Here is a 12,615-nt window from a genome sequence, read left to right as displayed (position 1 = left end):
AGATTTTAAAACAATGAAAATTCAGGGTTTTTTATCTGTGACATCTGCGAAATCTGCGGATAGGATTTTTTTATTGCCTAAAAAGGAAAATTCCATGGCCAGCATCCTGCGCAGCATCCTGCTCGTGGAGAAAGATCCCGCCGCCAGGGAGGAGCTGGCCATGGCGCTGCGCAAGAATATCGACTGCGTGGTTGCCGAGGCCGCCACGGCCCTGGAGGTGTTGGATATCCTGGCCCAGGAGGATATCTGCGTCCTGATTGCGGGCAATCTCCATACCTCGGACGAACAGATCGATCTTCTGAAAAACGTTCATCGGAAGTTTTCCCATGTCATCACCATTCCCTGCGTCCCCCTCGGAAATCAGGAGGCCATCGTGCAGGCGTTGAAGATGGGCTGTTTCACCTATCTCAATTATCCCTATCACACAGGAGAAGCCATTATTGCCTCCGCCAGGGGCCTTTCTCACCATGACCTCATCAACCACAAGGAGACGCGCGGCTTCAAGGTCCGCAAGAGCGACGGCTTCTACGGCATCATCGGAAACACCCAGAACATGCGGACACTGTTCGAAATGATCGAAAGAGTCGCCGAGGATGCCGACAGCACGGTTCTTGTCCGGGGAGAAAGCGGCACCGGCAAGGAGCTGGTGGCCCGAGCCATCCACGCGTTCAGCGGCCGCAAGGGCAGAAACTTCGTTCCCGTCAACTGCGCGGCGATTCCCGACGAGCTGCTGGAGAGCGAGCTTTTCGGCCACCTCAAGGGGGCTTTCACCGGCGCGGTGAGCGCCAAAATGGGGCGCTTTCAATTCGCCGACGGGGGCACCATCTTTCTGGACGAGATCGGCGACATGAAACCCTCCCTGCAGGCCAAGCTCCTTCGCGTCCTTCAGGAGAAGACCTTCGAACCGGTGGGAGGATTGAAGCCGATCCCCGTCGACGTGCGGATCGTCGCCGCAACCCACCGGGACCTCGAACAGATGGTTGCCGAGGGCCGCTTCCGCGAGGATCTCTTTTACCGCCTCAATGTCATTCCCCTGACCATCCCCCCCCTGCGCGAGCGGAAAGAAGACATTCCACTGCTCATCGAAAATTTCGTGCGGGTCTACAATCGAAACCGCAAGTACCGGCTGCGCGGCTTCGAACCCGGAGCGGTGGCGGCACTGAAGAAATACTCCTGGCCTGGCAACGTCCGGGAGCTGGAAAATCTCGTCCAGCGCCTGGTCATCCTGCACGGCGGCGGTTCCATCGACTTGTCGGACCTGCCCGAGAAGTATGCGCCGGATGCGGTCAATCCCGCCCCGACCAGCGAGGAGGAGTATCGAGACGGCGTGACCGAATCCGGCCCCTCGTGGTCTTCGGCCGGCATCGACTTCAACGCCCTGGTGGACGAATTCGAGTCCAGGCTGATCCGTCAGGCTCTGAATCTGTCCAGCGGCAACAAGAAGGAGGCGGCCCGCCTGTTGAACCTCAATCGGACCACCCTCCTCGATAAGATCAAGAAAAAAGGTCTGGAGCTGTCCTGATCCGGCTGTCGGAATACCGACTCGCCCCTTATCACCCCCTTTTCCATTTCCCATATCGCCGAAGCCGCTTTCCAGGCCTAGTTAGACGAATAAACCCCTTCTTCCGCCGAGTCAACTTTTCGTCACACGCTCCGCCCTCAACCTCCCAGCAATGAATTTATATTGTAATATAAAGTAGTTACACTCATGGCACGTCTCTGGCAATCTATTCAGACAAAGACAACGCTCTGTTCTGAATGGGAACCACCAGGAGGTAAGCCATGAAAAAGATTCTTTGGATTACAGGCGCTTTATCCGCTCTGCTGCTCTCCGTTACCTTGACCGGCTGCGGCGGTGGCGGAGGCGGTGGCGGTGGCGGTGGCGGTGGGAAGGGAGTCAGCACTTCCGAATCGACGGCCGTCAGCACCACGTCTCCTGCGCAGAGCACCATATCCAGCTCGGCTTATCAGATGCAGCTGCTCGGCACCCTCGGGGAAGAGAGCTATGCCATTGCTATCAGCGATTCCGGACAGGTCCTCGGCAATTATCTGACAGCCGGAGGTGCCCAGCACATCTTCCGCTGGACCGAAGGCACCATGAAGCATCTGGTCGATTCGGCCCAGGCCATGGATCTGAATGATGCCGGAGAGGTGGTCGGCTGGCTGTTCACGGATACGGGGACCGAAGCTTTCATTTATACCGACCAGGTTTACCTGTTCGATTTGCCCGAGGGGCCGAGCAGAGCCTACGCCCTTGATTCCCAAGGGCGGGTCGTGGGCCGTCACACAGGAGAGACGGAACAGAGCTTTCTCGATGAGGAGGGGTCCCCTCTTTTTCTCGCTCCGGACCTCAACGCCTATGCCGTCGAGATGAACGATGCCGGACAGGTCCTCATCAAAGAGCTTCGACAGAACGGATTCCACACCCTGCTGGCACAAAGCGACGGCTCCATGGTCGATCTTGGAACCCTCGGGGGGGCGAGCACCCAGGGTACGGATATCAACGAATCGGGTCAGATCGTCGGCTGGTCCCAGACGGCCGACGGGAGATACCAGGCCTTTTCCTGGGAAAACGGCCGCATGACGGCGCTTGCCGAACAGGAATGGACCTACAGCAGCGCCGTGGCCATCAACGATGCCGGTGACATCCTGATCAAGGCCAGCGTGGGAACGGAGAAAGCCATTTACCTCCTGAAGGATGGCGAACTGATCGATCTGGAGCAGCTCGGCGGGGGATACGTGGAGGTTTCGGATATGAATAACAGCGGGCAGATCGTCGGCTGGACGGAGACCGCCGGCTGTTTCCGGGCTTTCTTGGCGAATCCCCGGTAGGAAGGAGGGAGTCGAAAAACCGACACCCCTGAACTTGAAAAAAAGGACACCGAAAAAAAGCGGCCGAAAGGCCGCTTTTTTTGTGCGAGATTGCCCAACTGGAGAGTCTACCCCTTCCCCAGAGTTTTCACTCCCTTTTTCCAGTTGATGGGGCAGAGTTCGCCGGTCTGCAGGGCCTCGAGGACCCTGAGAGTCTCATCGACACTGCGGCCGACTCCGAGATCATGCACGAGCTCATAGCGCAGAAGACCGTTGGGATCGATGATATAGAGGCCGCGCAGACTGATACCCTGCTGCTCGATCAGGATGCCGTACTTGCGCGCCACATCCTTGGTGATATCGGAGAGGAGGGGGTAATGGAGGTCGCCCAGTTCCTGGCTGATCCAGGCCAGATGAGAAAACTTGGAGTCGACGCTGGCACCGAGGATTTCCGCGTTCAGCTTCTGGAATTCCTTATATCGGTCATTGAACCCGACGATTTCGGTTGGGCAGACGAAGGTGAAATCGAGAGGGTAGAAGAAGAGCACCACCCACCGTCCATGAAAATCGGAGAGGGAAAACTCCTTGAATTCCTTGCCGGAAACCCCTTCCATGGTAAAGTCGGGCGCCGGTTGGCCCACCTGAAGAACAGACATGACAAATCCTCCTTTGCTGAAGTGTTTCCGAGTAGTTTAGCCTGCAAAGAAACCCTGTCAAGCATTTATGACTATTTTGGTTATTTTTTCCTGCTGCGAGGATGAGCCTTGTCGTAAACGGCGGTGAGGTGATCGACGCTCACCTGTGTGTATTTTTGAGTTGTTGAGAGGGACGCGTGGCCGAGCAGCTCCTGGATGGCCCTCAGGTCGGCTCCGCCGTCCAGGAGATGCGTCGCGAAGGAATGACGCAGGCTGTGGGGGGTGGCCTCCTTGAGAATGCCGGCCATGAGCAGATACTTTTTCAGGTGACGCTGAATGCTGCGCGGGGTCAGCCTCCCTCCCCGATGGTTGAGAAAGAGGGGCTCTCCATCGGGAGGCGCATTCCTCTCGTCAAGATAGAGCCTCAGGACCTCCCTAGCCTGGCGGCCGACCGGCACGATGCGCTCCTTGCTCCCTTTGCCGAGGACTCGGACCAGGCCCTCCTCAAGAGAAACGCTGCCGACGTCCAGAGCGGTCAGTTCGCTGACTCGCAGGCCGCAGGAGTACAGCATTTCGACGATGGCCCTGTCGCGCATGGCGAGCAGACCGGAGCCCTCGCCGCTTTCCATCAGAGCGAACGCCTCGTCTACGGACAGGGTCTTGGGCAGATACTTTTCCTGCCGGGGGGTGCTCACCATCTCACCGGGATTGGCCTTGACGACCCCCTCCCTCACCAGATAGCGAAAGAAGGTCCTGATGGCGGCCAGCTTGCGGCCGATGGTGGTCTTACGGTTGGTCCTGTGAAGCTGGGCCATATAGCGCCGCAGCGTGAGGTGATCCACCCGTCGGAGGAGTTCTTCGCCGCTATCCTTTCCCGGCAGGTTTTCAGCCAGGAACGTCCGGAAACCTTCCAGATCACGGAGGTAGGCACGGCGCGTATGGTCGGAAACGTTTCTCTCGACGACAAGATGCCTTTCAAAACTGGACATCAGCTTTTTCACGAACTCCTCCTTCAAATACAGGTACTGACAAATCTACTTCATTAAACAGCAGAAAGTTTAAAATGTCATAAGAAGACAAAATGGTGTAGAAATAAATGACGGTTTCGGCTGAATTTCAATGGGTGATCAAATTTGTATTGATACTATGTCTATTAAAACATAATCTGCCTTTTTCAAAAGCAGGAATCGGGCCAAAAGGTTTCATTTCTATTTTTCTTTATACTCTTTCCGATGCCTTGTATTTCTTCATCTCTGCCCGTCCATAGTTGACGGCTTCCAGGCAGCATGCCATACTATTCGGGATCAGGAGGAAATATGTGTATTCTTTTCGCCATCTTAGAACTTCTATTCGGCATTGTGGCAGCGGTCGTCATTCTCAGCTACGCCATTGCCTGGTACGAATATGCCAATCGTGAACCGGTCTTGATGCAGGAGCGTTTCGTCCCCGGGCGTCTCTGGTTTGCCGCGAAACTGATCACGACGGAGACGCTGCTTCTCTTCGTAACCGTACTGCTTCATCCCCTGGGCTGGTTCAGCTTCAAGGAGAAACCGGCGACGGATGGCGGCGACACTCCGGTTCTCCTTCTGCACGGACTCTTCCACAACCGCGCCTGCTGGCTCTGGGCCAGGTTCCGCCTTCGCAACCGGGGATACAAGGCTCTTTACGCGATCAATCTCCCCCCGTGGTATGATGTGGAAAGGTTGACCGAACGGGTATCAAAAAAGGTGGATGAACTGCGGCACTCCTCCGGAGTCGACAAGATCCACCTGGTGGGGCATTCCATGGGAGGAATGATCGCCCGCAACTACATTCAGCTCCGCGGAGGAGAGCAGAAAGTCGAAGCCTGCGTTCTGCTCTCCTGCCCGAACGGAGGCTCCAAACTCGTCCCTTTTGCCCTGACCCCCCTGGGGAAACACCTTTTGCCGGGCTCGGAGTTTCTCCAACGCCTCGCTGCAGCCCCCCTGCCCACGGAGGTGCGTCTGACCGCCATCGTCAACCGACACGACAACATGATTCTACCCTTTGAAAATGGTCGTCTTGCGGGGGTGCGAAATATCGAATTGACCGGGATGGGACACGCCTCTGTTCTGTACCGAAGCCGGGCGATAGAGGCGATCGCCCAAAGCATAAGGGAGCCAGAACCATGATGGCATCGCCATCTTCTGAGTAGCCATGAAGACCATCGAGATTTCCAGCCGGATGCAGGTAGAGATGATCGACGTCACCGGGGAGGTGCGCCGGGCTATCCGCGACTCAGGGGTACGGGTCGGAGTGGTTTTTCTGTTCGTCCCACATACCACCGCGGCGTTGACCATCAACGAGAACGCCGATCCCGATGTGGTTCGGGATATGATCATGGAGCTGAACAAGATCGTCCCTATGAATGACGGCTATCGGCACGGCGAGGGGAACAGCGCCGCTCACATCAAAAGCACCCTGGTGGGGGCAAGTGAAACTGTCCTGATCGAGGATGGGGAACCGGTGCTTGGGACCTGGCAGGGGATCTACTTCTGTGAGTTCGACGGGCCGCGGCGGCGCAAGCTTCACCTGAAAGTGATGAAAGGATGACGTATCGGGTTTCGCTGGCAGCCTGCTCCAATTACGTCCGGGAGGGGGTGAGGAACGCCATGGCTGAGGTGCTCGATCCCCTGGGAGGAATGACCGCCTTCGTCCGCCCGGGGCAGAAGGTTCTGATCAAACCCAACATGCTGTCGGGCAAAACACCGGACAAGGCGGTGACCACCCACCCGGAAATCGTCCGCGAGGTGATCCGCCTGGCCCAGAGGGCCGGAGGAATCGTCAGGGTCGGAGACTCCCCGGGCATCGGCACACCCCGTCAGGTGGCCCGAAGCTGCGGCATCATGACGGTCGTCGAAGAAACCGGGGCTTCCTTCGCTCCCTTCAGTGAGTCGGTTAAAGTACATTCGGGGAGGAGCACTTTTCACGAGATGGAAATCGCCCGGGATGTGCTGGAGGCCGACATCGTCATCAACCTCCCCAAACTCAAGACCCATCAGATGATGGGCCTGACCTGCGGCGTGAAGAACCTCTTCGGTGCGGTGGTGGGTATGCGCAAGCCCCGCCTTCATCTGCAGGCGGGGACCGACAAATCTTTCTTCGCCCTCATGCTGCTCGACCTGGCCGAAACCATCCGTCCGGCTCTCACCATCGTCGATGCCGTCACCGCCATGGAGGGCGACGGCCCCGGCAGCGGCGATCCGGTGCACATCGGCGCCCTTATCTCCGGGGACAGCCCCCTGGCGGTGGATACGGTCGCAGCGGAACTGGTCGGCATGCCCCCCTCGGCGATCTGGACCCAGAGAGTCGCCAGGGAAATCGCCCGTCCCGGCAGCCGCCTGGAAGAAATCGAACTGCTCGGAGCCGCGCTGGCCTCCTTGCGCCCCCGCCGCTTCCGACCGGCAAAATCGACCGACGTCAATTTCGGCCTTCCCCCCTTCCTCAAAAGACCACTCAAGCAGGCCCTCACCGCCCGACCTGAGCCGGACATGTCCTGCTGCGAACTGTGCGGCCTGTGCACCAGGCATTGTCCGCCCGAAGTCATGAAGATCGCCGACGGCCGGCTGCACATCGACTATGATCGCTGCATCCGCTGTTTCTGCTGCCAGGAACTCTGCCCGAAAGGCGCCCTGATCACCCGCCAGGGCCTCCTCCTCCGGCTTTCACGCTTTCTGCACGGCGAGGGATAAGTCTACTATACTCAAGCACAGGGTCATGTAGGCCGGGATAAGGCGCCAGCCGTTCCCGGCACGGCTCGAGGCATTCCTGTCCCCGTCGGGTTGCCTTATAACGATTAGCTCCGAAATCTTTTTTCATCCGCAGATTACGCAGATTCACGCAGAGAAATCAGGATGCGGGGTTTTACCGAGCTTATCTGCGGCATCTGCGGATGAAAATGTTTTTCGGGGATGCATGACTCAATGGTTCGTCAAAAGGGCCACGGGCAGGCGCCGCCATACTTTTTCCATCGGCAGTCTCCCCACGGCGCTCAGCTTCTCTCCGGTCAGGGCATCCCGCCAGTCGGCGCTGCACTCGGGGGGAAGAATAATGTGCGTATCCTCCCAGACATATTCCCCCAGAGGAAGGTCTCCCTCCCCCACCAGCCCGGTCAGGAACCGGGGTACGGCCGTAATCGACCAGGTGTCTCCGAGCCGTCGTGCAAAGGCGAAGATATGTTCGCCATGGGTTCCGCCGCTCTCCAGGGGGAGATAGTCCCCTGAGCCGAAGAGCTGAGGGTGTTCCATGCGTGCTTGCAGTCCCCTGTGGATCACAAAAAGCTTGATCCGTCCATCTCTGGGATTCTCCAGCAGTTCCCTGAACAGATGCTCTCTTCCGCTCTTCCATCCTGCCTTTAAATTTTCCAAAGCCTTCCGCCGCCGTTCGTAGTCCACCGCTCGACGATTGTCGGGATCGACAAGAGAGAGATCCCAGAACTCCGTCCCCTGATAGAAGTCCGGAACACCCGGAGCGGTGATCTTGATCAGAGTCTGGGCAAGGGAATTGTAGACGCCGAAACAGGCGATCTTGCGCTGGAAGGGGAGAAACTCCCGAAGAAAGGCGTTGTCGCGGCCGGGCTTCAGAATCTGCTCGGCAAAGCCCAGGTAAGCCTCTTCATAGTCCGAATCGGGCTTGAGCCAGGCGGTGTGCTCCTTGGCTTCCCGCACCGCCTTGACCAGGTAATCGCGCAGGCGCTCCTTTAACTCCGGCAACTCCGCCTCATCCCATGGCCAGACTCCCAGCAGGGTCTGATACAAAAAATACTCGTCATTGCGATCGGGAGCGCGCCGCCGCCGGACCGTTCGCTTCCGACCGCGGTTGAGACGGCTCCAGAGCTGAATCTGCTGGCGCCATTCCTGGGGGATTTCCGACAGGATATTGAGGCGGGCCCGCACATCTTCGCCCCGCTTGGTGTCGTGGGTGGCCGTGGCATTCAGGGCATGCGGCCACTTAGTATGCCGCTCACCGAGGAAGGAATGGAAGTTCTCCCCGGTCAGGCCGAACTCTTCGGGATTTCCCCCCACCTCGTTGAGAGAGAGCAGTCGGTTATAGACGTACAGCAGCGTGTCCTCGAAACCCTTGGCCATCAGCGGGCCGGTGTACTGCTGGAAGCGCTGAACGAAATGAAGCCACAGAGCACGCTCCTCCTCGACCGGCGCCTCGCCCATGTCGGCCAGGAGAATTTTTTCCAGAAAATCGAGTTCGTGAAGGAGAGCGGGATTGTTCTCCCGGGCACTCTCCAGCACCTTGGCAATGACTTTCCGGTCGTGCTCCCTGTTTTCCTTCTTCTCCAGATAGGACCGATAAACGGGAAAGAGGGCCATGACCTCGATGAGGGTCCGCTTCAGGCTGTCCATGGTGATATCGCTGCCGTCGCGGTGACGGCTGGCAATACCCTTCAGCAGGTGGGCAAGATTATTGACGTCGCCGAACATATGCTTTTCGATGATCAGCCTCTTTTTGGCATAAATCAGTTCGCCGCACGTCGTATCCAGGCCGGTAAAGCGGCGATACAGAGCTGAAAATGCCTCTTTTCCGGAAGGGCGGCAGAAAAAGCCGTTGAGCCGGCTGAGAAAATCATAGCCGCTCGTTCCGGCGACGGGCCAGGAGGGCAACTCCTCGCCGGTACCGAGAATCTTTTCCACCACCACATAAATATCTCCCGCCTTCTCCCGCAGCCGTTCCAGGTAGTCGCGCGGACTGTAGAGGCCGTCGATATGGTCGACGCGCAGACCGGTGACCCGTCCCTCCCTGACCAGGCGAAGAACCAGTTCGTGTACCCGGTCGAAGACTTCCGTCTCTTCCATGCGCAGAGAGATGAGGTCGTTTATGCTGAAGAAGCGCCGGTAATTGATCTCCTCGGTGGCGACCTTCCAGTAGGAAAGGCGGAATCGCTGTTCGGCGAGCAGGCTTTCCAGAGGATTGAAGCTTTCCGGGTTGCCGGGCTTACCCTGAAAAAAGGCGGTTGCCGCGTCGATCGCCTTCCGGACGATATCGTTGCGCCGGTAAAGGGTCCACAGGGTCTGCTTGATGAACTTGACCTGATCGTGGCGGTCATGGTTGCTGGCGCCGGCCCAGAGAGTCTTGATGACATAAAGAACGCCGAGAAACTGGATGTAATCGGGGTGTTCGTCGCCGAGGGCCTTACGCAGGCGGGACGCGACTTGACCGAGGACGCTCAGGTACGATTCGATGGCCAGAGGAAAGCGCAGGGCATAATAGAAGACGGCGAAACCCTCGCCATCAAAACTCAGCTTCAGTTCGCCGTTTTCCAGCGCGGTCCCGAAGAAACTGCCTAGAAAAGGAGCCAGGACCTTGCCGCGAATGCCTTCATAATAATGTTCCCAGTCGATATCGAAGAAGTGGAAGGCATCACCAGCGGGACCGTTCTCCAGGAGGTCGACCAGGAGCGGGTTCTGGCTGTCGAAGGCCATGTGGTTGGGAACGATATCCTGCAGCCACCCCATAGACCTTTTCCCTACTTCATCGGTGAGCGCCGTGAAATCATCCGCGGAGCCGAGCTCCGGATTGAGCTCGCCGTGATTCACGACATCGTAGCCGTGAGTGCTTCCCGTCCGAGAACGGAAAACAGGCGAAGCGTAAATGTCGGATATCCCCAGCTCCTGAAGATAGGGAAGGAGGACGCGGGCCTGTCGGAAACCGAATTCGGGCGTAAACTGAAGTCGATAACTGGAATTTGGAATACGCATCAGGTAATTCTCACCTCCAGCAGATCGCCGAGCCGTCGAAAGGCATCGTCCCACTCGGCGAAGGGCTTCTCCCCTTTTACTGCATCGCTTTCCGCCCGGCGGTTGCGATGGATTTCCCAATAGAGATTCTGCGCCTGCCATAGATCGAGGCGGATCGGCAGGGAGTGGAGCACCTCGAGGGTCTCGATCAGAGACAGCAGCAAGGCAAGATTGCCGGTGGGAAGGCCGAGCTTTTTCAACTGCCGGGCGATCTGTCGCCCGGCGGCCATTCCGAGCATGGGATCATCCAGCGAGAGTTCGAGAAGCTCGATCTCGTCGGCCAGTTGCCGGAGTTCCTCGGTCGGAGGCTGTCTTTTTTCCAGAAGGTCGCGGAGACGGGAAACCAGAACCACCTCCGCCGGAAGGGCGAGAGGCTTGGGGATCGGCATGCGGATCTCCCGCAGGAACCGCAGGAGGGTGAACTGGTTCTCGTAGAGGTTCCGGAACGTGCTCTCGATCTCTTCCAGGTTCTGGGCGATCACCTGGCCGACCACCCGGCGCCGTTCATCCCGGAAGAGATGCCACAGCGTATAGTTATGACTGCCGAAATGCCGGTCCATCTCCCGGATCACCGCCGGGATGTCGCTTCTTTCAAAAGCGTTGCTGACCGCTTCCTGCATGTCGGCAAAAGCCGCGTCACTTTCGAAAGGTCGAATCCCGGCGTTGAGATGGTGTCCGCCGAGGTGCAGGACGGCAAAGGTGAATTCCTCTTCGTTCCAGGTAATGGCGGAACGGATGTGGGCTCGGCCGACGGCCAGCTTCATCCTTCCTCCGGGGTAGACGGTGTGTTCGGACCTCTCGACCGCATAGCAGTAGATCGAATGGCCGCCCTCATCCGTTTCGCCACCTTCGTCGAATTCCGACGCAATGGCATGGTGGGCGGCCACCCGGATCAGGTCGAGCTCTTCCGGCTTTACCTCTCGCTCGAAAATGCGGGCGGCGTTTCCCACCCGGGGAAGGTTGCTGGGAGCCGACTCCAGCCGGTTCAGAAACGGCGTCTCCAGATCGATGCCGCAAGCCTCGCGGGCCAGTTGCACGACGCGGCCGGCATAGAAGAGGACCTGAGTGGACTCGATGCCTGAGATTTCGTCGAAGAACCAGCCGCAGCTCGTGTACATCAGCATGGCGTGCCGCTGCATCTCCAGCAGCCGCAGAGCCCGGGTCTGTTCCCCGGCCGAGAGATCCCGACCGGCTTGGCGGGCCAGGAAATCCTTCACCTTCTCCGGCGAACGGTCGAGAATCACCTCGATATAGGCATCCCGGGCGTCCCAGGGATCGCCGGCGAGAAGGGACATTTCCTTCTCATAGGGAGAGACAATTTCATCCCGCAGCCAGTCGAGGGCCTTCCGAAGGGGACCCCGCCATGCCTGGTTCCAGTCGTTGTCTCCGCCGATTCGGCACCCGCAGTCGGAACGCCAGCGCTCCACCCCGTGGGCGCAGCTCCAGGAAGTGTTTTCGATGATCTCGACCTCATGGGTCGGCGGATGCTTTGCGAGATATTCCGGGTATATGGTCAGTTGCGCCCGTTCTTCGTTCTCGATATGCCGAAGGCAATAGGCCAGGGCCATCTCGCCGAAGCGGTGATGGTGTCCGTAAGTTTCTCCGTCGGTGGCGATATGGAACATCTGCGGCTGACCGCCGCTGAAGCCGGCGAGGAGCCTCTCGGCAAAGCCGGCGCCGTCGCGGAGCAGCCCGCTGAAGGCCACGTCCCGGGAGGTCGGCCCGTCGTAGAAAAAGAGGACCATCCGTCGGCCCGAAGGAAGTTTGCAGAGATAGGGCATCCTGGGATCGATTCTGGAGCCGCTCACATCCCGCCAGTTTTCCTCGTCGATCCGGCGCACCTTCTCCGCCTGGCTGGGAGCCAGGATGGTGAAGCGGATGCCCTGCTCCGCCATGACATCGAGAGTCTCCAGATCGACCGCGGTCTCGGGGAGCCACATCCCCTCCGGCTCACGGCCGAAGCGGTGCCGGAAGTCGGCCACTCCCCAGAGAACCTGAGTCAGCTTGTCGCGCTGATTGGCCAGAGGCATGATGATGTGGTTGTACGCCTGTGCCAGGGCCGAACCGTGCCCGGAGAACCGCTTCCGGCTTCGCCGGTCGGCCTCGATGATCGCCTGATAAACTGTCGGTTGGGCCCGTTCCATCCAGGACAGCAGGGTCGGTCCGAAGTTGAAACTGATGCGGCCGTAATTGTTGATGATCTCGCAAATGCGCTTTTCGGAATCGAGGATGCGCGCCGCGGAATTGGGTGCATAGCATTCGGCGGAAATCCGCTCATTCCAGTCATGGAACGGGTAGGCCGAATCCTGCAGTTCGATCTCTTCCAGCCAGGGGTTTTCCCGGGGAGGCTGATAAAAATGACCGTGGATGCAGACATATTTATTCATACTTGATGCTCCAAT

The 12,615-nt window shown here is 58.4% G+C and carries 9 protein-coding genes; 5 read left to right on the top strand and 4 right to left on the bottom strand.

Annotation, left to right across the window (positions count from 1 at the left end; genetic code table 11):
* Positions 1–94 precede the first annotated feature (94 nt).
* Positions 95–1,522 carry a sigma-54 dependent transcriptional regulator gene (locus tag DTF_RS0112735; RefSeq protein ID WP_027715626.1) on the top strand — a complete coding sequence of 476 codons (1,428 nt, stop codon included), beginning with the start codon at positions 95–97 and terminating at the stop codon, positions 1,520–1,522.
* Between the two features lie 260 nt (positions 1,523–1,782).
* Positions 1,783–2,832, top strand: a complete 1,050-nt coding sequence (locus tag DTF_RS0112730) for an HAF repeat-containing protein (protein WP_027715625.1) — start codon at positions 1,783–1,785, stop codon at positions 2,830–2,832.
* A 107-nt stretch (positions 2,833–2,939) separates the two neighbouring features.
* On the opposite strand, the gene DTF_RS0112725 is transcribed toward DTF_RS0112730, so the two are convergent.
* Together DTF_RS0112725 and xerC are read right to left on the bottom strand one after the other, a co-directional pair.
* On the bottom strand, positions 2,940–3,467 hold the full coding sequence (locus tag DTF_RS0112725) for a peroxiredoxin (RefSeq protein ID WP_027715624.1): 528 nt from the start codon (positions 3,465–3,467) through the stop codon (positions 2,940–2,942).
* Positions 3,468–3,547: 80 nt separating this feature from the next.
* Positions 3,548–4,447, bottom strand: a complete 900-nt coding sequence (gene xerC, locus DTF_RS0112720; protein ID WP_027715623.1) for a tyrosine recombinase XerC — start codon at positions 4,445–4,447, stop codon at positions 3,548–3,550.
* 315 nt (positions 4,448–4,762) lie between these two features.
* On the opposite strand from xerC, the gene DTF_RS0112715 reads away from it, so the two are divergent.
* The 3 genes from DTF_RS0112715 to DTF_RS0112705 are packed head-to-tail and all read left to right on the top strand — an operon-like array spanning position 4,763 to position 7,156.
* Entirely contained in the window at positions 4,763–5,596 is an 834-nt protein-coding gene (locus DTF_RS0112715) for a triacylglycerol lipase (RefSeq protein ID WP_027715622.1), read from the top strand.
* Between the two features lie 25 nt (positions 5,597–5,621).
* A complete protein-coding gene (locus tag DTF_RS0112710; protein WP_027715621.1) occupies positions 5,622–6,017 on the top strand; it encodes a secondary thiamine-phosphate synthase enzyme YjbQ in 396 nt (131 codons plus the stop codon).
* Positions 6,014–7,156: a DUF362 domain-containing protein gene (locus DTF_RS0112705; protein WP_027715620.1), complete on the top strand. Its 1,143-nt coding sequence runs from the start codon at positions 6,014–6,016 to the stop codon at positions 7,154–7,156. The genes DTF_RS0112710 and DTF_RS0112705 overlap by 4 nt, the downstream gene beginning before the upstream one ends.
* Before the next feature lie 228 nt (positions 7,157–7,384).
* On the opposite strand, the gene treY is transcribed toward DTF_RS0112705, so the two are convergent.
* A complete protein-coding gene (gene treY / locus DTF_RS0112700) occupies positions 7,385–10,174 on the bottom strand; it encodes a malto-oligosyltrehalose synthase (RefSeq protein ID WP_027715619.1) in 2,790 nt (929 codons plus the stop codon).
* On the bottom strand, positions 10,174–12,600 hold the full coding sequence (locus tag DTF_RS0112695) for a DUF3536 domain-containing protein (protein WP_027715618.1): 2,427 nt from the start codon (positions 12,598–12,600) through the stop codon (positions 10,174–10,176). Before DTF_RS0112695 ends, treY begins: the two co-directional genes overlap by 1 nt.
* Positions 12,601–12,615: the final 15 nt, after the last annotated feature.

The organism is Desulfuromonas sp. TF (genome assembly GCF_000472285.1).
Classification (GTDB): Bacteria; Desulfobacterota; Desulfuromonadia; order Desulfuromonadales; family ATBO01; genus ATBO01.
The sequence above is the reverse complement of the archived record's forward strand: the minus strand, read 5'-3'. Positions and strand labels throughout refer to the sequence as shown.